The sequence below is a fragment of the Raoultella sp. T31 genome (assembly GCF_002806725.1).
GTDB classification, from domain to species: Bacteria; Pseudomonadota; Gammaproteobacteria; order Enterobacterales; family Enterobacteriaceae; genus Klebsiella; species Klebsiella electrica.
On the sequence record NZ_PIBO01000021.1, the window covers coordinates 38,426 to 63,816 of the forward strand.

Below are 25,391 nucleotides of genomic sequence, written 5' to 3' on the forward strand. Positions count from 1 at the left end.
TCAGATGAGCCAGAACGTATACCAGTTTATCGACTTACAGCGCGTTGATCCGCCAAAGAAACCGCTGAAGATCCGTAAAATTGAATTTGTCGAAATTTATGAGCCGTTTTCAGAAGGCCAGGCCAAAGCTCAGGCAGATCGCTGCCTGTCCTGCGGCAACCCGTACTGTGAATGGAAATGTCCGGTCCACAACTACATCCCTAACTGGCTGAAGCTCGCCAATGAAGGACGTATTTTTGAAGCGGCAGAGCTGTCGCATCAGACCAACACCCTGCCGGAAGTCTGCGGGCGCGTCTGCCCGCAAGACCGTCTGTGCGAAGGCTCCTGTACGCTGAACGACGAGTTTGGCGCGGTGACTATCGGTAACATTGAGCGCTATATCAACGATAAAGCGTTCGAGATGGGCTGGCGCCCGGATCTCTCCGGCGTGAAAACCACCGGTAAAACCGTGGCAATTGTTGGTGCCGGTCCGGCGGGACTGGCCTGCGCAGACGTCCTGACCCGCAACGGCGTCAAAGCGGTGGTATTCGATCGCCATCCGGAAATCGGTGGCCTGCTGACCTTCGGTATCCCTGCCTTTAAGCTGGAAAAAGAGGTGATGACCCGTCGCCGTGAAATTTTCACCGGCATGGGTATTGAGTTCAAACTCAATGTCGAAGTGGGCCGTGACGTTCAGCTTGACGATCTGCTGAAAGATTACGACGCCGTCTTCCTTGGCGTGGGGACCTATCAGTCCATGCGCGGCGGGCTGGAAAACGAAGAGGCAAATGGTGTCTTTGATGCGCTGCCATTCCTGATTGCCAACACCAGGCAGACCATGGGCTTTGGCGAAACGGCGCACCAGCCGTACGTCAATATGGAAGGTAAACGCGTGGTCGTGCTTGGCGGTGGCGACACCGCGATGGACTGCGTGCGTACTTCCGTACGCCAGGGCGCAACTCACGTTATCTGCGCCTACCGTCGCGACGAAGAAAACATGCCGGGTTCCAAACGCGAAGTGAAAAACGCGCGCGAAGAGGGCGTCGAGTTCCAGTTCAACGTTCAGCCTCTGGGCGTGGAAGTGAATGCTAACGGCAAAGTGTGCGGCGTGAAAATGGCGCGTACCGAGATGGGTCAACCGGATGCCAAAGGCCGTCGTCGTGCGGAGATCGTCGCGGGCTCCGAGCACGTTGTCCCGGCGGATGCGGTGGTCATGGCGTTTGGTTTCCGCCCGCATAGCATGGAGTGGCTGGCGAAGCACAACGTTGAGCTGGATTCTCAGGGCCGTATTATTGCGCCGGAAGGCCATGAAAACGCGTTCCAGACCAGTAACCCGAAAATCTTTGCCGGCGGCGATATCGTGCGCGGTTCCGATCTGGTGGTAACGGCGATTGCCGAAGGTCGTAAAGCGGCTGATGGGATCCTGAACTACCTGGAAGTGTAATACCGGATAAACGTTTATACCGGTTATGAGATAAAGCCCGATGGTGCAAACCATCGGGCTTTTTGCGCATGGGGGCTGGAATTGACGTGAAGGTGGCAACGGTTTTCTTGCCGGTTGGTATGAGAGTCTTTTATAGGGTGGTCCGAGGGAAAAAGGGGATGGCTATATGCCGGGTGACGGTGGAATATGCCACCGAACTTAAGCGCAATCCAGCCAGAACCCTCTTCCCCGAACCGCCGTTGACACGAACACCACGGCTGGCCATTTAAAAAGGGCCCCATGCTAAACATGGGGCCCTTCTATACCCGCTACCGGGAACAAACCAATTCTTATTACTTCACGACGCGCAGCGCCGGACGCCCACCGCGCGGCGGCGGCGTATCATCCGGGTCATCATCATGATGATCCGGCTTATCGCCGTCGATCACCGACATGACCGTCTCACTTTCATTGCTTACCGATGCATCGTCATCATTCAGGGTGGTGACGTCTTCATCGTAAGCTGCTTCAGGTTCGAACATGGTGCCCGCGCCGTTTTCACGAGCATAGATAGCCAGTACGGCAGCCATCGGCACGGAAACATTACGCGGGACACCGCCGAAGCGCGCGTTGAAGCGCACTTCGTCATTCGCCAGTTCCAGATTACCCACGGCGCGCGGAGCAATATTCAGAACGATTTGCCCGTCGCGCGCGTACTCCATCGGAACCTGCACGTTTGGCAGTGTCACATCCACAACCAGGTGCGGAGTCAGCTGGTTATCCAGCAGCCACTCATAGAACGCCCGCAGTAAGTACGGGCGACGCGGCGTTAGCTGCGATACATCCATCGGTTAGCCCCGACCGAGACGCATTTCACGCTCGGCTTCAGTTAAAGAAGCGAGGAAAGAATCACGTTCGAAGACGCGAGTCATATAGCCCTTGAGCTCTTTCGCGCCGGCACCAATAACTTCAACACCGAGAACCGGCAAACGCCACAGCAGCGGCGCCAGATAGCAATCAACCAGGCTGAACTCATCGCTCAGGAAGTAAGGTTTCTGCGTGAAGACAGGCGCAATCGCCTGCAGCTCTTCACGCAGCTGTTTGCGTGCGGTATCCGCTTGCGCTGCGGTACCGGTCTGAATGGTGTTCATCAACGAATACCAGTCTTTCTCGATACGCTGCATGTACAGACGACTTTCTCCACGCGCGACCGGATAGACCGGCATTAACGGTGGATGCGGGAAACGCTCATCCAGATATTCCATAATGATGCGGGATTCCCACAGAGTGAGCTCACGATCCACCAGCGTAGGTACGCTTTGATTCGGGTTGAGGTCAATCAGATCCTGAGGCGGGTTGTCCTTCTCCACGTGCTCTATCTCAAAACTAACACCTTTTTCTGCCAGCACGATGCGGACTTGGTGGCTATAGATGTCAGTAGGACCAGAAAACAGCGTCATTACCGAACGTTTGTTGGCAGCGACAGCCATGAAAACCTCCAGGTATATTCAGAATTTTTGTACTGCTGCCAGCCACGTATGGCCAGCCAGATGTAAAAACCCCATTCGCGTGAAGTCATTATTGTTTATGCAAAAAAACAAAAAACGAACAATCACCAGCATTTGGGCAGAAAATTGGATGATAGTTTACCAGATCTTGAAGGCATTGTGGTGAGGGGATTCTGGAAATGCTGAAAAAGTGGTAAGAACAGGCGATTTCCTTGTGGATAACCGCAGGTTTATGCATAAAAAAACCCGCCGAAGCGGGTTTTTTCGCAAATTGTTCTGCGTAAGCAGAAAACAATTAACGTTTGGAGAACTGAGGACGACGACGTGCTTTACGCAGACCGACTTTCTTACGTTCCACCTGACGAGCATCACGGGTAACGAAGCCAGCTTTACGCAGTTCGCCACGCAGGGACTCATCATACTCCATCAGAGCGCGGGTGATACCGTGACGGATCGCACCAGCCTGACCAGAGATACCACCACCTTTAACAGTGATGTACAGATCCAGTTTCTCAACCATGTCGACCAGTTCCAGCGGCTGACGAACTACCATGCGGGCAGTTTCACGACCGAAGTACTGTTCCAGAGAACGCTGGTTGATAACGATTTTACCGCTGCCTGGTTTGATGAAAACGCGAGCTGCGGAACTTTTGCGGCGACCAGTGCCGTAATATTGATTTTCAGCCATTGCCTATAATCCCGATTAGATGTCAAGAACTTGCGGTTGCTGTGCCGCGTGGTTGTGCTCGTTACCCGCGTAAACTTTCAGTTTACGGTACATAGCACGACCCAGCGGGCCTTTTGGCAACATGCCTTTAACCGCGATTTCAATCACACGCTCAGGACGGCGAGCAATCATCTCTTCAAAGGTCGCTTCTTTGATACCACCGATGTGGCCGGTGTGATGGTAGTACATTTTGTCTTCGCGCTTGTTGCCGGTTACAGCAACTTTTTCTGCGTTCAGAACGATGATGTAATCACCAGTATCGACGTGCGGAGTGTATTCCGCTTTATGCTTACCGCGCAGGCGACGAGCCAGTTCAGAAGCCAGACGGCCCAGAGTTTTACCGGTCGCGTCAACAACATACCAGTCGCGCTTTACGGTTTCTGGTTTAGCTGTAAAAGTTTTCATTAAAAGCTTACCCAAATAATAAGTTACACGTTGGTGAACACCCAAACGTTTAGTCAGTTGAGGTTCACACGACATTGTCCAGCAAACCTACCCCTTCGAATAGCCTATGCCGGCACTATAGAAAGTTTTGGGAAAAAAACCTTCTTGTAACGTGGGGTCGCAAGATTATAGAGAAGTCGGGGCCAAAGATCGACCCCTTTATGTGATTTGAACCGGCTTTTTTCGGCGGCGTGCTGCCGCACGATACCCTTGCGTCATGGCAACACGACGCGCGCCGTTAAGGCATATGCGGGCGTTTCAAATACTCTTCGCTTTGCATTTCCTGCAGGCGCGATAAGCAGCGCTGAAACTCAAACTTCAGTCGCTCCCCCTGATAAATGTCATACAGCGGCACCGCGGCGCTGACGACCAGCTTAACGTGCCGCTCATAGAATTCGTCCACCAGGGCGATAAACCGCCGGGCTTCGCTCTCCAGCAGCGTGGTCATTACCGGGACATCAAATAACATGACGGTATGGAACAGGCGCGAAAGCGCGATGTAATCGTGCTGGCTGCGCGCATCCACGCACAGTGTGGCAAACGAGGCCGCCAGCGTCTGGTTTTCGACGCCTAATGTCGGCAGCGGTCGATGGTTAATTTCCAGCGTCGGCGTCTGCTCGCGTTTCGCTCCCGCTAATGCCAGCCACAGTTTATCCATCTGCTGCTGCGTCTGCGCATTGAGGGGCGACAGCCACAGATGGGCCTGCGTCAGCGTGCGCAGACGGTAATCAATGCCCGCATCGACATTCATAATGTCGCAATGCTGTTTAATCGCATCGATTGCGGGCAGGAAGCGGGCGCGCTGCAGACCGTTGCGATAGAGCTCATCTGGCGGGATGTTCGAGGTGGCCACCAGCGTGATGCCACGCGCGAACAGGGCTTTCATCAGACCGCCCAGCAGCATGGCGTCAGTAATATCGGAGACAAAGAACTCATCGAAACAGAGAACGTCGGTTTCCGCCTTGAAGCGGTCGGCGAGGATTTCCAGCGGATCGCTGTGTCCCTGCAGGGTAATCAGCTCTTCATGGACGCGCAGCATAAAGCGATGGAAGTGCAGGCGCTGCTTACGATCGCCGGGCAGGCTATGATAAAACAGGTCCATCAGCCAGGTTTTCCCTCGCCCGACGCCCCCCCACATGTACAGGCCGCGCACCGCTGCGGGCTCGACGGCAGGTTCGCGCTTACCCAGCAACTTGCCGAATTTTGCCCGCAGGCCGCTGCTTTGCGCTGCCGGAGCGGGTTTATTCTGCAGTTCATGATAAATCGTATCGAGGCGGTTTACCGCTTCTTGCTGGACGTCGTCAGGTTGATGACTGCCCTCTTTGAGGGCTAAAAGGTAACGCGATGTTGGGGACAGGCTTTGCATGATCTTATTGTTATTCCTTGAAAACCGTAATGCTGAAGCTCACGATTGACGAAAAAAAGGCCGTTCTACACTACGCGATGATACGCCAGGATTCCACTTCTGTGGAATTAGCGGTTATAGTGGCACTATCGGGCGCAGGCGGAGAGCCTTACAGCCACACCCTACGGAACCACAAAACAACGGGAGATGTACATGACCTGGGAATATGCGCTAATTGGGCTAGTTGTCGGTATCATCATCGGTGCCGTCGCCATGCGTTTTGGCAACCGCAAATTACGTCAACAACAGGCGCTGCAGTTCGAACTGGAAAAGAATAAAACAGAGCTTGAAGAGTATCGTGAAGAGCTGGTCAGCCATTTTGCCCGCAGCGCTGAACTGCTGGACAACATGGCGGATGACTACCGTCAGCTGTATCAACACATGGCGAAAAGCTCCAGCAGTCTGCTGCCGGATGCGATGGCGGAAGCCAATCCGTTCCGCAACCGTCTTGCAGAATCGGAGGCCAGTAACGATCAGGCGCCGGTTCAGATGCCGCGCGACTATTCTGAAGGCGCATCCGGCCTGCTGCGCGGTGGCGCAAAACGCGACTGATTTATCCCTGCCGGCAAAAAATATTACCCGGGCGCGCACTCTGCGCCCGCCTCAACCCCACATCCCAGCTATTATTTAATCATTGACCGCATTGTTAGCCGGTTGAAAATTCAATAACATCAGGCCATCCGGGACGTTTTTCCATACACCTCAGGTTACGAGAGCCAGCATCTAATGAAGAAACAGACTTTGCTGTTGAGTGCGTTAGCGTTAAGCATCGGGTTATCGTTGTCGGTTTTACCTACGGCGACGGCATCGTTACCCACGCAGGTACCCGGCCAGGGGGCTTTGCCAAGTCTTGCGCCGATGCTGGAAAAAGTGCTGCCCGCGGTCGTGAGCGTACAGGTTGAAGGGACCGCCGCCCCCGCGCAAAACATGCCGGAAGAGTTGAAAAAGTACTTTGGCGACAATGCGCCGCAGGAGCAGGCTCAGCCTTTTGAAGGTCTGGGCTCCGGGGTCATCATCGATGCCGCCAAAGGCTATGTACTGACTAATAATCACGTGATCAGCCAGGCACAGAAAATCAGCGTTCAGCTCAACGATGGCCGCGAATTCGATGCGAAGCTGGTCGGCAGCGACGATCAGAGCGATATCGCCCTGCTGCAACTACAAAACCCCAGCCATCTGACGCAAATCGCCATCGCCGACTCCGATAAACTTCGCGTTGGCGATTTCGCCGTGGCCGTCGGGAATCCGTTTGGCCTCGGGCAGACCGCCACATCCGGTATTATCTCCGCGCTCGGTCGCAGCGGGCTGAACCTTGAAGGGCTGGAGAACTTTATCCAGACCGATGCCTCTATCAACCGGGGTAACTCCGGCGGCGCGCTGCTGAACCTGAACGGCGAGCTGATTGGTATCAATACCGCGATTCTGGCGCCAGGCGGCGGCAGCATCGGCATTGGCTTTGCCATTCCGAGTAATATGGCGAAAACCCTCGCTCAACAGCTGATCCAGTTTGGCGAAATCAAACGCGGTCTGCTGGGAATTAAAGGCATGGAAATGAGCGCAGATATCGCTAAAGCGATGAAGATCGACGCTCAGCGCGGGGCCTTCGTCAGCGAAGTCTTAGCAAATTCAGGTTCGGCGAAAGCCGGGATTAAATCCGGCGACGTGATTGTCAGCATGAACGGTAAACCGCTGAGCAGCTTTGCCGAGCTGCGTTCGCGCATTGCCACGACGGAGCCTGGCACCAAAGTGAAGCTGGGCCTGCTGCGTGACGGGAAACCACTGGATGTCGAAGTCACTCTGGATAAGAGCACTTCGTCTACCGCCAGCGCCGATCTTATCATCCCCGCGCTGCAGGGGGCATCGCTGAGCGACGGTCAAATGAAAGACGGCACCAAAGGCGTCACCGTCGACAACGTCGACAAAGGCAGCCCGGCGGCGCAGGTTGGCCTGCATAAGGACGATATCATTATTGGCCTTAACCGCGAGCGCGTGCGCTCTATTGCCGAACTACGTAAAGTGCTGGAGAGCAAACCGGCTGTCATCGCCCTGAACATCGTGCGCGGTAACGAAAGCATCTATCTGTTGCTGCGATAACGCGTATTTCCGGACATCGCCCGCCGTGCGATGTCCGGATAACTCGTGCTATGCTGCGCATGTCCATCCATCAACGATACCGGTATCATGCCTGGAAAGCTTTTACGTTCTGTACTCATGGGGTTACTCGTCGGCGGCCTGCTTCTGGCCTTGATGCCTTCGCTGCGTCAATGGCATCTGTCGACGGCGACCCAGTACGATAGCGCGGACGAATCGCCCGCCAGCTATAATTCTGCCGTTCGCCGCGCCGCACCTGCGGTGGTCAACGTCTATAACCGCGCGCTGAACAGCACCAGTCATAATCAGCTGACTCTGGGCTCCGGCGTTATCATGGACCAGCGTGGTTACATCCTGACCAATAAACACGTCATCAATGATGCGGATCAGATTATTGTCGCCCTGCAGGATGGCCGCGTTTTTGAAGCCTTACTGGTTGGCTCTGATACCCTGACTGACCTGGCGGTTCTAAAAATTAACGCCAACGCCGGCCTGCCGGTCATCCCTATCAACCCGAAACGGGTGCCGCATATCGGCGATGTGGTCCTTGCAATTGGTAACCCTTACAACCTCGGTCAGACGATTACTCAGGGGATTATCAGCGCCACCGGTCGTATTGGCCTGAACCCTACCGGGCGACAAAATTTCCTGCAAACCGATGCCTCAATCAACCACGGTAACTCCGGCGGCGCGCTGGTGAACTCACTGGGCGAACTGATGGGCATCAACACGCTGTCATTTGATAAAAGCAACGATGGTGAAACGCCGGAAGGGATCGGCTTTGCGATTCCCTTCCAGCTGGCAACCAAGATCATGGATAAGCTGATCCGCGATGGCCGCGTGATCCGTGGTTATATCGGTATCAGCGGCCGCGAAATTGCGCCGCTGCATGCTCAGGGCGGCGGCATCGATCAGCTGCAGGGGATTGTGGTGAATGACGTCGCCCCGGATGGTCCGGCGGCTCAGGCCGGTATCCGCGCCAACGACGTGATCATTTCGGTGAATGACAAACCGGCGGTCTCCGCCCTCGAAACCATGGATCAGGTCGCGGAAATCCGCCCTGGCTCAGAAATTCCGGTGGTTATCATGCGCGATGACAAAAAAATCACGCTACATATCGCCGTTCAGGAATATCCGGCGACCAACTAACCGCCATAAAAAAACCGGAGCAGCTCAACTGCTCCGGTTTTTTTATCACATCGCCATGTTATTTATTGACGAACTCTTCGCCCATAGCGATATCTTTCTTCAGCGTATCCAGCATCCCTTCCAGCGCCTGTTGCTCAAATGCGCTCAGCTTACCGAAAGGCCGACGCTCTTCGATGCCGTTTTTGCCCAGCAGTAACGGCTGCGAGAAGAAACGCGCGTACTGGCCATCGCCTTCAACATAAGCGCATTCGACGACGCCTTTCTCGCCCTGCATCGCGCGCACTAAGGAAAGACCAAAGCGTGCGGCCGCCTGACCCATCGAGAGCGTGGCCGAACCGCCACCGGCTTTGGCCTCAACAACTTCGGTGCCAGCGTTCTGGATGCGTTTTGTCAGATCGGCGACTTCTTGCTCGCTGAAGCTTACGCCCGTAATCTGCGACAATAACGGCAGGATGGTCACGCCGGAGTGGCCGCCAATAACCGGCACTTCAACGTCAGATGCGGATTTACCTTTCAGCTCAGCCACAAAGGTATTTGAACGGATGATGTCCAGCGTAGTGACGCCAAACAGTTTGTTCTTATCGTAAACGCCCGCTTTTTTCAGCACCTCTGCCGCAATGGCCACCGTTGTGTTCACCGGGTTAGTAATGATACCGATGCAGGCTTGCGGGCAGGTTTTTGCTATCTGCTGTACCAGGTTCTTCACGATACCCGCGTTAACGTTAAATAAATCGGAGCGATCCATGCCTGGCTTACGGGCGACACCAGCAGAAATCAGCACCACATCAGCCCCGACAAGCGCCGGAGTTGCGTCTTCACCGGAGAAACCTTTGATTTTTACATCGGTAGGGATATGGCTAAGATCAACCGCCACGCCCGGCGTGACCGGAGCAATGTCGTACAACGAGAGTTCTGAACCTGAAGGCAGTTGGGTCTTAAGTAGTAGGGCAAGCGCCTGGCCGATTCCACCAGCGGCGCCGAGGACTGCAACTTTCATCCTAAACTCCTTATTATGGTTAATATAGTCTTTCGTTACTCCGTCGCCTGGACCTTAATTCACAAGATGAACAATTACAATAGGTTTGGTTGAAGAATGCGTTCTGTTGCGCAGCGATGCATCCGCTTCACATTTTCATCCCTGAGACTGACCATCCAGCAAAGCGTAGTACCGGATCGACTGTTGGTTACAATACACCCAGCTCGCTCGGCAAAACAACATCATTCTCATAACATTTAGTTTACTTTTACAGTGATTTACGCGCTGTGATGAAGGCATGTTCCTCAGCAGGGTTATTTGCTAAAATATGCCCCCTTCATAACATTATTTACTTTATCCTCCTGCGGATTATTTGCATAAAAATTCATTTCTATGCATAATGATGGTGTTTTTACCACCATAATTGGGTGACTTATGCGAAGTTCGGCAAAACAAGAAGAACTGGTTAAAGCGTTTAAACTGCTGCTTAAAGAAGAAAAGTTCAGCTCTCAGGGTGAAATCGTCCAGGCGCTGCAGGAAGAAGGTTTCGATAATATCAACCAATCGAAAGTCTCCCGCATGTTGACTAAATTTGGCGCGGTTCGTACCCGTAACGCCAAAATGGAGATGGTCTATTGCCTGCCTGCCGAGCTTGGTGTTCCGACGACCTCCAGCCCGCTGAAAAACCTCGTGCTCGATATCGACTATAACGATGCCGTCGTGGTTATCCATACCAGCCCGGGCGCTGCGCAGCTGATTGCTCGCCTGCTGGACTCTCTCGGCAAAACGGAAGGCATTCTCGGCAGCATTGCCGGCGATGACACCATCTTTACGACCCCGGCCAGAGGCTTCACCGTCAAAGATCTGTACGACGCCATTCTCGTTCTGTTTGAACAGGAACTCTGAGGGCCCCCCTCTGGTTCCTGCCAGAGGGCCGTTGCAAAAATATTGCATTTCTTTAACATTTAGTGTGGTTTTCGCCCTCTATACATACTTTTACCGAATGTGCCGGCCATAAGCGCACAAAACATCAAAACCCTCTATCCATATGATTTTAATCGCTATATTAGAGTTGCGTAGCGAGTAAATGACATTTCTAATTCTTATATGTTATAAAAAAGACAATTCTTTGTAATTATTTACTCAAACAACAATTAGCAGGGTATTAATATTTTTGGTGATTAGTGTATACTTGATTTTGTGATGAGGGTCACGAAACGAAGAGCCCTCAATAATAAGATTCGACGAGGTGAACATCATGAAAATCAAAACCACTGTAGCTGCACTAAGCATCCTGTCCGTTCTGTCCTTTGGCGCTTTCGCCGCTGACTCTATCAACAGCGATCAGGCGCAAGGCCGTCAGTCAATCGGTACCATTTCCGTCGGCGCGGTGAGTTCTTCCCCGATGAGTATGCATGAAATGCTGAACAAGAAAGCCCAGGAAGAAGGGGCATCTTCTTATCGCATTATCGAAGCCCGTACCGGTGACCACTGGCACGCTACGGCAGAGCTTTATAAATAAGACGTAACGATTGTCGGTTACTTACTGAAGACGAATAATTTCCAGCGGCCCAGGTCCATTCAAAGCCTCCCGCCGCTGCAACAAATGGTTGGAGTAAAGATTATGAAACGTTCAATGATCATCGCATCCCTGGGCCTGGCTTCCGTTCTCTCCTTCGGCGCCAGCGCCGCCGTACATCAGGTCAACGCGGAACAAGCTCAAAACCTGCAGTCGATGGGCACTATCTCTGTTTCACAGGTAGGCAGCGCCCCGATGGATATGCGCCACGAACTGGCGGCTAAAGCCGAAAAAGAAGGCGCCAGCAGCTACCGTATTATCGAAGCCCGTACCGGCGATAGCTGGCACGCTACCGCTGAGTTGTACAAATAAACCCTCGTCGTCTTGTCCGACGACTTGCCCCCGCCTGTCGGGGGCTTTTTTATGCCTGCCTGGCGTTAAACCGCAGCTCCCCTTCCAGTTCTTCTTCCGCTTCATCGAACAACAATATCAAGGCGCCAAAGCGCCGACGCTGCTTATCATTTAAGTGAATAAACTCAATCTCCAGCGGCAACGGCAGCAGACCGCCGGTTACGGCTTCCCACAATGAATCCAGATTGTTCACCTGCTCGCGGTTGAGCGAGAAACTCTGTGAAAACTCACGATAGAAATCCTGCTGATCGGCTATATCATCAAAATCAAATGTATAGATAGTCATCGCCCACACCCTGTCAACATCGCGCTATTGTCACCCGCCAATACTGTCCATGCCTCCACGTGCCGGGGTTCTCTCCCTGCTTCCCTGAACGAAACGCGAATATCCCCGACGATTAAGTATAGTGATAAAAAAACCGACGCTTCCGCGTCGGTTCAGGTTTAGCTATTGGTCAAGACATGCTGGTACTTACGCAGCATCTCCACCAGCCGCCGGACCGGTTCCGTCACCTGCGGCGACGCCTCCCAGACCTGCAGTTTTTCCTGATAAACGTCGAGCTCTTCTAACAAACGAACGAAATAGCGACGTCGTTTATCATCACTGACTGCGGAAATGACATGGTCCGCGGTGCGTCGCAGCTGGCGGTGAAATGCCGACAGATCGTCGTTTACCGGCACAGGCGCATCGCGCAGACGCTGATGGGCAATAATCAGAGTCAGCGCCAGGCGGAAACGGGCAATATCACCGGGGAACTTATTCAGCAGCAGGAACAGCTGCTGATACAGCGCCGGCAAATGGTTCTCTTTGCGACGCGCGGTATTGGTCGTCAGCGATGACACCGCGGCCGAAACAAACTGATTCAGCAGCACACGCCCGGTACGCGCTTGTGAATTATCCCGCACCAGCAGAATCACCATCAGCGCAAGAAAACAGCCGACGATCTGGCCCAGCGCGCTATCGAGAAACTGGCTGAACTGAAACTGCATCGGGTTATCCAGTACCAGAATGTTGATGGTACTCGCCAGCGCGCCCAGCGATCCCAGCCGCCGCTTTTGCACCTCAATACCGATAAAGAACGCCATCGCCGCCAGGCTGATACACAGCAGCAGCATACTCTGCTGCGTGGCGGGCATAATCACCAGGAAGAACAGCGCCCCCAGCGGTAAGGCCGCCAGCGTACCGTAGAGAAAGTCTATCGCCACCATGCGTGGGTTAGGCAGGCGCATGGCGAGCGACGTCACTACCGCGATCATCACCATCGCCCCGCTGCCGGAGGTCCAGCCGGTCCACAGCCAGAACAGCGTCCCAAGGATGCAGGAAATGGAGGTGCGCCAGAAGTTGACCATCGCATGATGATGCTCGGCGGAACCCGCCTTTATCACCACTTCCCCCTGCAGCACTTCATCTTCAACCCGGCTAATCCTGGTATTGCCGACCACGCCGCGCTTCAACAGCAGATAGCGCGTCGCGGCGCCAACCCAGCTGTAAATCGTTACCGGCGTATTGTGCTCCCCCTTCCAGGTCAGAAAGCGGCGCATTCTTTTCAGCTGTCGATGGACGTCCTGCACGGTTTCAACCGGCTCGGCAAACAGCTCACGGTAATCATTGGTCACGATTTCCGGGTGCGAATTCTGGATCAGGTACGTTTCGCAGGCCTGGGTAATCAGGGTTAAAGAAAGAGTATTAATGGCCTTCAGGCGCTGGTTCACCTTCGCCCAGCGCGAGGATTCCATAATCAGGTTGCCGCGCATTCCTTCCAGCGCGCTGGTCCGCCGCACCAGTGAACCCCATGCTTTATCGACCACTTCGCTGTCGCCATGCGCCACGCAAAGCTGCATCAGGCGGTACTGTTCTACCAGCAGGTTATCCAGTTCAAGATCGATCTCTTTCTTAATCGAGCGCGGGGAAAATAGCAGATCCGCCATGATAGCGCTGACAATACCCACCACAATCTCGCTGCAACGCTCAACGGCAAACTGCGGCGCCAGCATCGGGTCAGTATGAATGGTGATAACAATGATAAGCGCAGTATAGCCGGCCAGCCCCCAGGCGTAGGAGTTTTCGACGCGAACCAGCGAGGAGATCCAGGTGCAGAAGCCCGCCCATAGACAACATACCAGCAGCATCAACAGCGGCGCACGAATCATCAGAATGATTATCGCCAGCGCCGCAATACAGCCGATAAACGTCCCGGCGATACGCAGCATCCCGCGATAGCGGATCGCGCCAGAATAGGGCTCTCCACCGGCGGCGAACGCCGGACCGGCGGTGACAATGGCCGCGGTGAGCACCGCCCAGCGCGGCGTTTCCAGTTGAAAATGGAAGCCGACAAAAAGCGACAGCACCACCGCGCACGCTAATTTAATCGCGAAGCGAAGGTGCCGGGGATAAATGGTGAAGATCCCCATAGCGATTAACCAAACTCACGCAGGCGCATCGCCAGTTTCTGGAAGAAGTTCGCCTGGGTTGTATCGCGGTCTTGTTTACCGGTAATCACCACCGTCGCGGTTGTCCCCGCAGGCCACAGATTGCCCTGCTGCTCATCGAGTCGAATGCGAACCGGCACGCGCTGGGCCAGACGAACCCACTCAAGGTTAGAGTCCACGGAAGCCATCCCTTTGGCGTCGCTGCTGCTGCTGGCGTTGGTTACCCCGGCGGCAATGCTGTCCACCGTACCTTTAATCGAGTGGCTGCTTCCCAGCGGGGTAATTTCCGCGCGGTAGCCCTGGCGTACCCCTTCCAGTTTGGTCTCTTCCAGGTAGGCCACCACGTAAAAGGTACCTTGTTTAACCAGCGCCACGGCTGTCGAGCCACGGGTAATAAATTCACCGCTGTAAACATTGAGGTTGGTCACCCAACCATCGGCTGGCGCGCGGACAACCGTGCGTTCCAGATCGAGCTTCGCCAGATCCCGGCTGGCCACGGCTTTCGCCAGCTGATGTTCTGCCGTTTGTAAGACGTTATTGGCCTGGTCTATCTCTTCACGAGACATCGCCTGTACGCCTAGCTTATTACGGCGGCCGGCTTCAACACGTTTTTCCTGCGCCAGAGTCTGATAGTAGTAAACATCGGCCTGAGCTTCTTCGAGGGCTTTCTGATAACGCGGCTGATCAATCACAAACAAAACCTGGTCTTTCTTAACCAGTTGGTTATCCTTGATATTTACCTGCGAAATCAGCCCCGAAACATCGGGTGCGATCGCCACGATGTCGGCGCTGAATCGCGCGTCGCGCGTCCAGGGAGATGCGGTGTAATAGACCCAGGCGCGAAAAATCGCGACAAATGCCAGGATAACCAGTATCACAGTGATTGCGGTACGGAAGATATTTCTTGTTAGTGTTTTCACATCGACCTCAAACGAACAAACGCGATATCAGATAAAAAAGGCAGCAATATAACGCGGTATTAAACAGTGCAGGGTGCCAGACAAAATCATAGATGCCGGTGGGAACCAGCAGTCGGTGTACCAGCCAGAAGATGGCCAGCGAGATTAGCAGCTCAAAGAAGATCGGCGGAAACGACAAGCCGAAAATCACGATGACAGGAAACAGACTCATGATGACCTTGGTAAGAAGCGTACAGGTGATGTAGTGAAGCGTTTATTATGTAGCTAACAATATAGTAACGTAATAATTGCAGCATGATCTATATTATGTGATCTAAATCACTTTTAAGTCAGAGTGAATAATGGAACGATTAAAACGCATGTCCGTTTTTGCCAAAGTGGTTGAACTTGGTTCATTTACCGCCACGGCACACCAGCTCCAGATGAGCGTTTCATCCATCAGCCAGACTGTCTCCAGACTGGAAGATGAACTCCAGGTGAAGCTGCTTAACCGCAGCACCCGCAGGCTTGGCTTAACAGAAGCCGGTAAGATCTATTACCAGGGCTGCCGACGCATGCTGTTCGAAGCGCAGGATGTCCATGAGCAACTGTACGCGTTTAATAATACGCCCATCGGTACGCTGCGCGTCGGCTGCTCTTCAACTATGGCACAGAATGTGCTGGCCCACATTACCGCCGGAATGCTGAAAGAGTACCCGGGCTTATCCGTTAACCTGGTCACCGGAATTCCGGCGCCGGATCTGATTGCTGACGGCCTGGATGTGGTGATTCGTGTCGGGGCATTGCAGGATTCCAGTCTCTTTTCACGCCGGCTTGGCTCGATGCCGATGGTGCTCTGCGCGGCGAAAAGCTATCTGCAGCAGGCGGGGATCCCGGAAAAACCGGCCGATCTCGCCAGCCATTCGTGGCTTGAGTATAGCGTGCGCCCTGATAATGAATTTGAAATCATCGCCCCGGAAGGGATCTCAACCAAACTGATCCCGCAGGGCCGCTTTGTCACCAACGACCCCATGACGCTGGTACGTTGGCTGACCGCCGGCGTTGGCGTGGCTTACGTTCCGCTGATGTGGGCAATCGAAGAGATCAACCGCGGCGAGCTGGAGATCCTGCTGCCAAGCTACCAGTCCGATCCTCGCCCGGTGTACGCGGTGTATACCGAAAAAGACAAGCTGCCGCTGAAGGTTCAGGTCTGCATTAATTCACTGACGGAGTATTTTGTCGAGGTGGCAAAAATTTACCAGGGGATGCACGGCCGGGGAATTTGCCGCTAGCGGCGACCCACAAAGCAGGAGTGTCGCCGGTGCAGGCTGCGCCTTCGCAAGATGCGAAGGCGCATTCAGAACACTCAGGCGGTTCCGCCAACGGTAAGGTTATCGACTTTCAGCGTCGGTTGGCCAACGCCTACCGGCACGCTCTGGCCCTCTTTACCGCACACGCCGACACCGCTATCAAGCTTCAGATCGTTACCGACCATGGAAATCTGCTGCATCGCTTCAATCCCGGAACCAATCAGGGTCGCGCCCTTCACCGCTTTTGTGACCTTCCCTTTTTCGATCAGGTAGGCTTCTGAAGTGGAGAACACAAACTTACCGGAGGTGATATCGACCTGACCGCCGCCAAAGTTAGGGGCATAGATACCGTAATCGACCGATTCAATAATTTCCTGCGGCGTCGATTTACCTGCCAGCATGTAGGTGTTGGTCATGCGCGGCATCGGCAGATGGGCGTACGACTCGCGACGGCCGTTACCGGTCGGCGCAACCCCCATCAGACGCGCGTTGAGTTTGTCCTGCATATAGCCTTTCAGGATACCGTTCTCAATCAACACGTTGTACTGACCCGGCGTCCCTTCGTCATCAACGGCCAGCGAGCCGCGGCGATTGGCAATGGTGCCATCATCCACCACGGTGCACAGTTCGGAAGCCACCAGTTCGCCCATATGGCCGCTGAATACCGAGGTCCCGCGACGGTTGAAGTCGCCTTCCAGACCGTGCCCTACCGCTTCATGCAGCAACACGCCAGGCCAGCCAGCGCCCAGCACCACCGGCAGCATGCCCGCCGGGGCGGCAACGGCGGACAAATTCACCAGCGCCATGCGCACCGCTTCTTTCGCCCAGGCATCGGCGCGGACTTCACCGTCTTCGGCGGCCAGGAAATAGTCATAGCCAAAACGACCGCCGCCGCCGCTGGAGCCGCGCTCGCGTTTACCGTCGTCTTCCACCAGCACGCTGACCGACAGGCGCACCAGCGGACGAACGTCCGCCGCTAACGTCCCATCGGTCGCCGCAACCAGAATCAATTCATACACGCCGCTCAGGCTGGCGGACACTTCCTGCACCCGTTTATCCGCAGCGCGGGCGGCTTTATCGACGCGACGCAGGATATCCAGTTTCTCTTCGCGGCTCATGCTTTGCAGCGGATCGATACTGGTATACAGCGCGCCGTATTCTACCGCTCCCAGGGTACGCACTTTACCGTCGCCGCTATCGCGCACGATGGTACGAGCCGCCTGCGCGCTCTGTTCCAGCGCCAGCCGGCTGATTTGGTCGGCATAAGCAAAACCCGTTTTCTCGCCGCTGACCGCACGAACGCCGACGCCCTGGTCGATATTGTACGAACCATCTTTAATGATGCTGTCTTCCAGAACCCAGGATTCGTGATAGCTCGACTGAAAATAGAGATCGCCGTAATCCAGACGGCGCTCGGCCAACTGGCCAAGAATGGCAAAAAGATCCTGATGATTCAGGCCATTTGCTGACAGTAATTGTTCACTTACCAGGTTCAGACTCATCGTTATGCTACTCGTTTGTTGCCGCCTGTCAGGCGGAAATAAAAAACGCTATCTATTGAGAGTGCGGTAATTCCCCGCAATCGTCAAATCATTGCTTTTTGTCGCTACGCGCCTGGCGCAGGACTTCATTGATCTGCGGCTGATCGATAGGGCCAGTGATGCGATAGCGCAGGATTGACACTTTGTTCCACAGCGGCCCCAGCACTTTGCTGGCGGCAAACACCGCGGCGCCGACTATCGGGTTAATCGCAAACGCTGTCGCCACACCAACGGTCGCCGAAATTTCCGGGGCCACGACCGCCTGCATATCCAGCTGGCGGCGTACCAGGTCGATCGAGCCTTTCATAGCGATATCCGCCTCAAGGCCATCCACCAACGTATCATCCGTATTCAGCACGCCGTCTTTAATCCATGCCGTGCTGTTGATCGAATCAAAATAGAAGCCTTCGCTAAAGGTATCGCTAAAGTCGAAACGCAGTTTTCGCAGCAGCGCATCGACGCTCAGCAGACGCAACAGCTGCCCGGCATGACCGGTGCTGATGTCGGTAAATTCGCCTTTTCCGAGATGGCTTTTCAGCACCCCATTGAGCGACGCCACGTCCGGCTGCCACGGTGGGGCACGCCAGTGCAAATCATAATCAATATCGAACGACGACCCTTTCACCGGCGTTGAAATACCGAAAAAGCTGGCGAAGGAATCCGTTTTATTCCCATGGAGTTTACCTTTCAGCGACGTGCGCACGCCGCCGGGGGCATTGACCCATACGCCGTCGGAAGTCAGACGGCCAAAACCGGTATCCACCAGCCCGTTAGCCAGCGCCAGGGTATCGCCTTTAATAGAGAAATCACCGTCGATCCGTCCATATTTTTGCCCCCATAACCAGCACTCTGCGCAGCGCAGCTGGAGATCCGGCCAACCGCGAAAATCAAGGCGGTTACTGGCAAGCGGACTCGTCTCGCTGGACGCACTCTTCTGAGCGGCCGCCGGATTGTAATACAGGTAGCGAATGGCGGCCTGCCAGGGGGCATTTTGCCGGATGGTCAAAGAGGCGTTGACTTCCCGCCCCTGGGCTTCAATCTTCGAACCACCGGCATCCGGTTGGCTCACCAGACTCACGTTGTTCCAGTTTTGGCCAGCAAACGTCAGCGACGGCGTGCGCAACGTCATACGTTCCGGGAAGAGAATATTGCTGCTGACTTCATTGACGGCGCCGCCCTGGAAAAGCGCCAGCCACTGCGCGCCATCCATCGGCGGCATATTCAGCTCAACGCCAGCCTGATCCGGCAGCGGAGAAATGGCTTTGCTGTCAGAGGTTAAAATCGCCCGATCCAGCGTCAGCTTGCGGTTCAGCAGCCAGCGGCTGTTGAAATGATTTTTGCCGCCGATAGCGCCGGTCAACTCGAAGCTGTTTAACCCGCCTTCGACATTAATTTTTACCGCAAGCGGCTCACCCGCCTTTTTATTGACCGGAGAAGGTAAGTCGCTACTTACATTTTTCAGATCGCCATTAATATCAACCTTATAGCTCGCATTCCCATGATACGGCAGCTCAATGGCCACCTTACCGTCCCACGGCACGCTACCGCTCACGGCATCATTGACCGCTTTGGGCAGGAGACCGGTACGCGACGGCTGCCAGCTGGCATTCATTCCAACGTTGACCTGGAAAGCCTTAGGTCCCTCGGTGGTGGAAAAATCGAGATTCAGCGGCTGATTAAACCAGCTGGCTTTCAGGGGCTCGCTCTTCAGAGCCCCATTGATAAAGCTGAACTTGCCGGTCAGATCCTTCAACGTTGCATCAATCGGTTTGATAAACAGGCTGTTGTTCACCAGATTGACATCGCCTCTGGCGGTGGTCAGCTCGCCATCCAGCGGAATATCAAGATGTAAGCGAGCGCTTACATTTCCATTCAGCTGTAGCTCATCCAGTGCCGAACCCAGCGTCTCTTTCAGCGGCGTCTCTTTAAAATAGGGGCCGACATCTTTCCCAGGACCGTTGATATCGGCATCAATAAGCAGTTTTTCCTGAGAATAATCGGGGATAACCGCATCAAGGTTGCTGGCGGTAACGTTACCGAGCATCGCCTTATCGGCCTTCATCCATAAACCGTTGTTGATGAAGTCGAGGTTGATATCCAGACCGGTTAATGCCGGCCAGTCGGGTTGAAAGGCAAAAGTGGCGTTGGTTAATGGCACCGAAACCTGGAACTGGCCTTCATTATGCAGATACGGGAACAGGTGCGGATTACCGCCGTAAACCAGAGTCGCGTTGGTTGACTGCCCGCCTTTTATCGCGCCGCTGAGATAATCCACCAGCTCTTTGCCCATCAGGTTCTCCGGGAAATAGCGCCATGCCTGACCACCGTCATTGGTGCTGATCCCCGCCAGAATCCCCAGCCACGGTTCATCACCCTGCGGCTGTAAATAGCGGAATCCTCCTCGCGCGCGGACCCCGGTCGCCTGCACGTCAATGTTGCGCCCGTCGAGCATAAAACCTTTGTCATTCTTCACCCAGTTGAGGGTGGCATCACCTTTGGCGATTTCCAGCGGGGCGCGGAAGACCGCGGCATAAGGCATTTTTGCCTCGCTCATACTGGCGTGCAGCGTACCGTTCTCCACGCTTCCGGCAACGCTACCGGAGAAATGCTCGGCCCCAGGCAGCAGCTTCCACTGCTTCCAGGAGAGAGAGCTCCAGCTTGCCTGGAAACGGGACTTCTCCGCCGCCTGCAGCGGGATATCCAGCGCCAGCAGATCGATTTTGCCGGCAGGTTGCGTGGTGCGCCAGACTTCGCCCAGCTCAGGGGCCAGCTTATCGGCAATAGGTTGCAGCCCGGTCAGGCCATTCAAATCAAGGTTACTGGCGCGGACACGCAGCTCATCGCTGCGCGAGCGGTCATTGCCGCCAACATCCTGCGCCGGGATCCACGCCATTGCCAGCGCGCCGCGCGGCCAGGCTTTGCCGTCGATCGAGATCCGGGTATCCGGGATATGGAAGCCCCAGCCCTGCTTCTCGCGGAAGACATGGGCCGTCAGATTATCCACCGTCAATCGATGGGGCTGACTATCCCCCTGCCAGCTGGCGCCGCCCTTCTTCAACCAGACGTCGCCGCTGGCGATATCGCCTTTGTCGATGGTCATCCAGCCTTCGAGGCTAAAGCGGGCATTTTGCAACGCAATATTGTCCTGCATCCAGCGACCCAGCCACGGCTTCACGTCAATATCGTCCGCCTGCAGCCATACGCGCCCTTTGTTCAGCAGGCCATTTTCATCACGCAGATCCATGCGTACCTGCATCACCCCATGCTGGCCGTTGAGGCTGGAGAGGCTCAGTTGCCCTTCTGCGCGATGGCGGTTATTGGTGTTCAGCCAGGTGAGCTGCGGGACCGCTAATTCCGCGCGTTGCCCGGAAATGGTTACGAAACTCAAATGGCTATCGCGGAGAATAAAGTGGTCGAACTGGCGCAGGAAGAGATCGCCAATATGGTCGGTTTTCAGGCTATCGCCGCCATCGTTGGTCTGGATAGGCGAATTGGTATGGATTTTCAACTGCCAGAAGGTGAGATCGCGGAACTGCCAGCGCATGTGCAGCAGACTTTGCCAGACATCCAGCGCCAGAGTAACCCGTTTAACAGAGAGCTGACCGCCGTCCTTCAGACCCGCGGAGACATCACGCACGTCGAGCGTCGGGCCAAAATTTTCCCAGCGGGCCGTGAGCTGTGAAGCATTGACCGGCGAGCCGGAAATCGCCGAGATTTTTTCCAGCAGCTGCGGGCGCCATGCGTCCAGCTGCGGCAGAACGAGACGCAGGCCGCTCACCAGCAGCGCGACGACAACTGTCAATGTTGCCGCGGTGAGCAGTAATATCCCGGGCAGTCGCCTCACGCCTCTCTCCTTGTCTGACCTTTACACGTCATCCGTCTATTTGCCTCCGCGTCAGCGGCGTTGACTTCCGGGATAAGGCGTCGTTTAGCCATACTCCCGGGCACCAGAACAGAGGCAAACCAGATGCTTACATCATAACGACATCGAACTGCTCTTGATTATAGAGCGGTTCAATTTGTACTTTGACCTGTTTGCCGACAAAGATTTCGACTTCCGCCAGCGCGTGCGACTCTTCCCCTTTCAGGGTTTCCGCAACCGCAGGAGAAGCATAGACCAGGAAACGATCGGAATCGTAGGCATGATGCACACGCACAATCTCACGCATGATTTCATAACACACCGTTTCCACCGATTTCACCGTACCGCGTCCGTGGCAGGTAGGGCAATCCTTACACAATACGTGCTCAACGCTTTCACGGGTCCGCTTACGGGTCATCTCTACCAGGCCAAGCTGGGAGAAGCCGTTAATGCTGGTTTTGACCCGATCTTTACTCAACGCCTGTTCCAGTGAATGCAATACCCGGCGGCGGTGATCTTCATTATTCATATCGATGAAATCAATAATGATAATCCCGCCCAGATTGCGCAGACGCAGCTGGCGGGCGATCGCCTGGGTCGCCTCAATATTGGTATTAAAAATCGTATCGTCGAGATTGCGGTGGCCGACAAATGCCCCGGTATTGATATCCACGGTGGTCATCGCTTCGGTTTGATCGATAACCAGATAGCCGCCGGATTTCAGCTCCACCTTACGCTCCAGCGCGCGCTGAATTTCGTTCTCGACGTCAAAGAGATCGAAAATCGGCTGACGGCCGCTGTAGTGCTCCAGCTTGCTGGTCATTTCCGGCATATATTCGGCGGTAAACTCGACCAGCGATTCATACGTCAGGCGAGAATCAACGCGAATACGGTCCAGATGCTCATCGGCAAAATCGCGCAGCACGCGCTGAGCCAACGCCAGTTCACCGTACAGCTGATAACGGGTCTGCTGCCGTTTTTTGCGCTCCATGACCTTAGTCCATACGCGCTTGAGGTAGGCCGCATCGGCGGCTAACTCCTGTTCGTGCACCCCTTCTGCGGCGGTACGGATGATAAAACCGCCCTGCTCATCGCAGTAGTCGGCCACCACCTTCTTTAACCGTTCGCGTTCAGCTTCACTCTCGATACGCTGTGACACGCCGACGTGAGAAGCCCCGGGCATAAAGACCAGATAGCGGGAAGGCAGCGTAATGTCCGTCGTCAGGCGAGCGCCTTTCGTGCCGAGCGGATCTTTCACTACCTGAACCATCAGGTCCTGGCCCTGACGAACCAGTTCGGAAATATCGCGCACGGTAAACTGCTTTTGTTCTTCCCCGGCGACGCATTCAGTATGCGGCATAATATCTGACGCATGCAGAAACGCGGCCTTATCCAGGCCAATATCTACAAAAGCCGCCTGCATCCCCGGCAGTACACGACTGACACGACCTTTGTAGATATTGCCTACGATTCCGCGCCGCGCTTCACGCTCAATATGAATTTCCTGAAGAATACCGCCATCGATGTACGCAACGCGCGTCTCAGATGGCGTTACGTTAACTAATAATTCTGCCGTCATCTTTATCCCTTTTCTTCACGCAGTGAGTTAAAGTTACTCAGCAACTCATACGTTTCTACCAGCGGTAAGCCGACCACGGCGTGATAGCTGCCATTAATCTTCCTGACGAAACAGCCACCCAACCCTTGAATACCGTATGCGCCAGCTTTGTCCAGAGGTTCGCCGCTGGCCACATAGCTGGCAATGTCCTGTTCTGAGAGCAGACGGAAGGTCACTTCCGTCACCACCAGGCAATCCAGCGTCAGCTGCTTATCCGCCAGCGCCACGGCCGTCATGACCTGATGCGTCTTACCGGAAAGCATACGCAGCATCTCTGCAGCGTGCCCGGCGTCGCGTGGTTTTTCCAGCACTTCGCCGTTCAGGATGACAATGGTATCCGCCCCCAGCACCGGCAGATCGCGCGCTGCCAGTGCGACGCCTGCCTGTGCCTTCTCGCGTGCCAGACGCACAACATAGTGCCCGGCGCTCTCCTGTGGCAGACGCCGTTCTTCAATGCCGGGAACCAGACGTTCAAAAGAGAGCCCCAGTTGCGTCAGCAGTTCCTGCCGACGCGGAGAGCCTGAAGCGAGATACAGAGTTGTCATATCAACCTTATTGCACCGCGAATTGCTGACGGACTTTCCGCATCAGCAGGAATAACCATGGCCAGAGCACACCGTTTACTACACTACTCCAGAACACTTCCGGACGGAAAGAGACGTTGATCACTAAAAACTCGGCCCAGAAAACAACGATATCCACGGCAAGGGATAGCATCATCACCACCAGCGCCTGCTGCCAGAGCGCCAGGTTGCGAAACAGCTGATATTTCAGCGCCACCAGATAAGCGATGATACTTAACGATAGCGCGCGAACGCCCAGTGTCGACCCACTGATGAGATCGAGGATAGCCCCCATGACGAAACCGGTGCCTACGTTCACCCGATGCGGTAAGGCGAGGATCCAGTAAAGCAGGATCAGGAATACCCAGTTTGGCCGGAAGACGGTCAGGTCCGCCGGCCAGGGCATAACCTGCAGCAATAGTGCGATAAGAAACGAGAGCCAGATAACCCAGCGTCCCTGGCTTCGATAACTTGCCACTATTGCCCCCCAGCAGGCAGAGGTTGCGCGGACGACGCCACGCCGGTTGCTGGCGCCGGCATTTGCGGCCCCATGGCATCCGGTGCCGGCAGAACCTGCGGCATCATCTGCATCAGGCGCTCATTGGCGACGCGGTGCACTTCTTCCGGCGTCATCGGGTTGGTCCCGTTACGATCGGCCCCCCACAGCAACAGGAGATAGCGCAGACGCTGCAGACCCGCCGTCGGGCGCGCCTGAATGACCGTATACGCACGCTGCGTGTCGAGCTTCACCGAAGACACCACGCCGACCGGATAGCCTTCCGGGAAGCGGCCACCGAGACCGGAGGTCACCAGCACATCGCCGACGCGAATATCGGTGTTCGCCGGCAGGTGCTCCAGCTGTAAATCGTCAGTGCACCCGTTACCCGCCGCAATCACGCGAATATCATTACGCAGAACCTGAATCGGCAACGCATGCGTCGCATCGCAGATGAGCAACACGCGGCTGGTTAACTTCGCCACCGCGACGACCTGACCCACAACGCCTTTGTCGCTGATCACCGGCTGGCCTTCGTACACGCCGTTCACGCTGCCCTTATCGATGACAACCTGGTCACTGTAAGGATCGTTAACCGTCGAGATGACCTGAGTCACCATTTTTTGCTCATCCTGGCGCAGCGGCGAGCCCAGCAGCTCGCGCAGACGCGCGTTCTCCTGTTTGTACTGGCCCAGCATCAGCAAATCGCTGTTCTTCAGCAGCAGTTCCTGACGCAGCGCGCGGTTTTCCAGTTCGAGCTGATCGCGGGTTGCCAGCGTTTGCGATACGCTGTCCAGCAATTCCCGGGGACCATTTGAGATAAAGTAGAAAGGGCTGACGGCAGTGTCCATGTACGTTCTGATCTGACTGAACGTACCCAGGCGGCTGTCGGCGATAATCACGCCAAGCGCCACCAAAACCGCCAGGATAAGGCGAATCTGTAGCGACGGGCCACGGCTAAAAATTGGCTTCATAGGCTATGCGTATTCTCGTGTCAGTTAAGACCAAGGGTAGCTTTTGAGGCTACCCTGGACCTTCGG

At 55.0% G+C, this 25,391-nt stretch carries 24 protein-coding genes; 8 read left to right on the plus strand and 16 right to left on the minus strand.

Annotated elements, in window-relative coordinates; genetic code table 11:
• Nucleotides 1-4 precede the first annotated feature (4 nt).
• The gene (locus CWM52_RS15280; RefSeq protein WP_100684866.1) at nt 5-1,423 is read left to right on the plus strand and encodes a glutamate synthase small subunit; all 1,419 of its coding nucleotides are present in this window, start codon (nt 5-7) and stop codon (nt 1,421-1,423) included.
• Nucleotides 1,424-1,755: 332 nt separating this feature from the next.
• Here the strand turns inward: CWM52_RS15280 and sspB are convergent, their stop codons facing one another.
• The 5 genes from sspB to zapE all read right to left on the minus strand — a co-directional run bounded on the left by sspB (nt 1,756) and on the right by zapE (nt 5,447).
• The gene (gene sspB / locus CWM52_RS15285) at nt 1,756-2,250 is read right to left on the minus strand and encodes a ClpXP protease specificity-enhancing factor (RefSeq protein ID WP_100684867.1); all 495 of its coding nucleotides are present in this window, start codon (nt 2,248-2,250) and stop codon (nt 1,756-1,758) included.
• 3 nt (nt 2,251-2,253) lie between these two features.
• Entirely contained in the window at nt 2,254-2,892 is a 639-nt protein-coding gene (gene sspA, locus CWM52_RS15290; RefSeq protein WP_004868218.1) for a stringent starvation protein SspA, read from the minus strand.
• 313 nt (nt 2,893-3,205) lie between these two features.
• Nucleotides 3,206-3,598, minus strand: a complete 393-nt coding sequence (gene rpsI, locus CWM52_RS15300; RefSeq protein WP_003025138.1) for a 30S ribosomal protein S9 — start codon at nt 3,596-3,598, stop codon at nt 3,206-3,208.
• Between the two features lie 15 nt (nt 3,599-3,613).
• Entirely contained in the window at nt 3,614-4,042 is a 429-nt protein-coding gene (rplM, locus tag CWM52_RS15305) for a 50S ribosomal protein L13 (protein WP_004868222.1), read from the minus strand.
• Nucleotides 4,043-4,319: 277 nt separating this feature from the next.
• Nucleotides 4,320-5,447, minus strand: a complete 1,128-nt coding sequence (gene zapE / locus CWM52_RS15310; protein WP_100684868.1) for a cell division protein ZapE — start codon at nt 5,445-5,447, stop codon at nt 4,320-4,322.
• Between the two features lie 192 nt (nt 5,448-5,639).
• Here zapE and zapG point away from each other — a divergent pair, with 192 nt between their 5' ends.
• The 3 genes from zapG to degS all read left to right on the plus strand — a co-directional run bounded on the left by zapG (nt 5,640) and on the right by degS (nt 8,726).
• On the plus strand, nt 5,640-6,038 hold the full coding sequence (gene zapG / locus CWM52_RS15315) for a Z-ring associated protein ZapG (RefSeq protein WP_100684869.1): 399 nt from the start codon (nt 5,640-5,642) through the stop codon (nt 6,036-6,038).
• Between the two features lie 174 nt (nt 6,039-6,212).
• Entirely contained in the window at nt 6,213-7,580 is a 1,368-nt protein-coding gene (degQ, locus tag CWM52_RS15320; protein WP_100684870.1) for a serine endoprotease DegQ, read from the plus strand.
• 87 nt (nt 7,581-7,667) lie between these two features.
• Nucleotides 7,668-8,726: an outer membrane-stress sensor serine endopeptidase DegS gene (gene degS / locus CWM52_RS15325; RefSeq protein ID WP_100684871.1), complete on the plus strand. Its 1,059-nt coding sequence runs from the start codon at nt 7,668-7,670 to the stop codon at nt 8,724-8,726.
• A 58-nt stretch (nt 8,727-8,784) separates the two neighbouring features.
• Here the strand turns inward: degS and mdh are convergent, their stop codons facing one another.
• Nucleotides 8,785-9,723, minus strand: a complete 939-nt coding sequence (mdh, locus tag CWM52_RS15330) for a malate dehydrogenase (protein WP_100684872.1) — start codon at nt 9,721-9,723, stop codon at nt 8,785-8,787.
• A 414-nt stretch (nt 9,724-10,137) separates the two neighbouring features.
• Here mdh and argR point away from each other — a divergent pair, with 414 nt between their 5' ends.
• The 3 genes from argR to yhcN-B all read left to right on the plus strand — a co-directional run bounded on the left by argR (nt 10,138) and on the right by yhcN-B (nt 11,593).
• Complete coding sequence (argR, locus tag CWM52_RS15335; RefSeq protein WP_100684873.1) at nt 10,138-10,608, plus strand: transcriptional regulator ArgR; 471 nt, start codon at nt 10,138-10,140, stop codon at nt 10,606-10,608.
• Nucleotides 10,609-10,960: 352 nt separating this feature from the next.
• Nucleotides 10,961-11,224, plus strand: a complete 264-nt coding sequence (gene yhcN, locus CWM52_RS15340; protein ID WP_100684874.1) for a peroxide/acid stress response protein YhcN — start codon at nt 10,961-10,963, stop codon at nt 11,222-11,224.
• A 102-nt stretch (nt 11,225-11,326) separates the two neighbouring features.
• Nucleotides 11,327-11,593: a DUF1471 family stress response protein YhcN-B gene (gene yhcN-B / locus CWM52_RS15345; RefSeq protein ID WP_004868249.1), complete on the plus strand. Its 267-nt coding sequence runs from the start codon at nt 11,327-11,329 to the stop codon at nt 11,591-11,593.
• A 49-nt stretch (nt 11,594-11,642) separates the two neighbouring features.
• On the opposite strand, the gene CWM52_RS15350 is transcribed toward yhcN-B, so the two are convergent.
• The 4 genes from CWM52_RS15350 to aaeX form a co-directional block, all read right to left on the minus strand.
• A complete protein-coding gene (locus tag CWM52_RS15350; RefSeq protein WP_100684875.1) occupies nt 11,643-11,918 on the minus strand; it encodes a barstar family protein in 276 nt (91 codons plus the stop codon).
• A gap of 158 nt (nt 11,919-12,076) precedes the next feature.
• A complete protein-coding gene (gene aaeB / locus CWM52_RS15355; RefSeq protein ID WP_100684876.1) occupies nt 12,077-14,044 on the minus strand; it encodes a p-hydroxybenzoic acid efflux pump subunit AaeB in 1,968 nt (655 codons plus the stop codon).
• Between the two features lie 5 nt (nt 14,045-14,049).
• On the minus strand, nt 14,050-14,982 hold the full coding sequence (gene aaeA, locus CWM52_RS15360; RefSeq protein WP_100684877.1) for a p-hydroxybenzoic acid efflux pump subunit AaeA: 933 nt from the start codon (nt 14,980-14,982) through the stop codon (nt 14,050-14,052).
• A gap of 7 nt (nt 14,983-14,989) precedes the next feature.
• Entirely contained in the window at nt 14,990-15,193 is a 204-nt protein-coding gene (gene aaeX, locus CWM52_RS15365; RefSeq protein ID WP_004868260.1) for a p-hydroxybenzoic acid efflux pump operon protein AaeX, read from the minus strand.
• A 130-nt stretch (nt 15,194-15,323) separates the two neighbouring features.
• Between aaeX and aaeR the strand changes: the two genes are divergently transcribed.
• Nucleotides 15,324-16,253, plus strand: a complete 930-nt coding sequence (gene aaeR, locus CWM52_RS15370) for an HTH-type transcriptional activator AaeR (RefSeq protein WP_100684878.1) — start codon at nt 15,324-15,326, stop codon at nt 16,251-16,253.
• Between the two features lie 74 nt (nt 16,254-16,327).
• Here the strand turns inward: aaeR and tldD are convergent, their stop codons facing one another.
• From tldD to mreC, 6 genes are all read right to left on the minus strand, one after another.
• The gene (tldD, locus tag CWM52_RS15375; RefSeq protein WP_100684879.1) at nt 16,328-17,773 is read right to left on the minus strand and encodes a metalloprotease TldD; all 1,446 of its coding nucleotides are present in this window, start codon (nt 17,771-17,773) and stop codon (nt 16,328-16,330) included.
• Nucleotides 17,774-17,861: 88 nt separating this feature from the next.
• Nucleotides 17,862-21,656: an AsmA2 domain-containing protein YhdP gene (yhdP, locus tag CWM52_RS15380; RefSeq protein ID WP_100684880.1), complete on the minus strand. Its 3,795-nt coding sequence runs from the start codon at nt 21,654-21,656 to the stop codon at nt 17,862-17,864.
• Between the two features lie 127 nt (nt 21,657-21,783).
• On the minus strand, nt 21,784-23,253 hold the full coding sequence (gene rng, locus CWM52_RS15385; RefSeq protein ID WP_032690542.1) for a ribonuclease G: 1,470 nt from the start codon (nt 23,251-23,253) through the stop codon (nt 21,784-21,786).
• Between the two features lie 2 nt (nt 23,254-23,255).
• A complete protein-coding gene (locus CWM52_RS15390; protein ID WP_100684881.1) occupies nt 23,256-23,837 on the minus strand; it encodes a Maf family protein in 582 nt (193 codons plus the stop codon).
• Nucleotides 23,838-23,844: 7 nt separating this feature from the next.
• The gene (mreD, locus tag CWM52_RS15395; RefSeq protein WP_004868276.1) at nt 23,845-24,333 is read right to left on the minus strand and encodes a rod shape-determining protein MreD; all 489 of its coding nucleotides are present in this window, start codon (nt 24,331-24,333) and stop codon (nt 23,845-23,847) included.
• A complete protein-coding gene (gene mreC, locus CWM52_RS15400; protein WP_100684882.1) occupies nt 24,333-25,325 on the minus strand; it encodes a rod shape-determining protein MreC in 993 nt (330 codons plus the stop codon). Before mreC ends, mreD begins: the two co-directional genes overlap by 1 nt.
• Nucleotides 25,326-25,391: the final 66 nt, after the last annotated feature.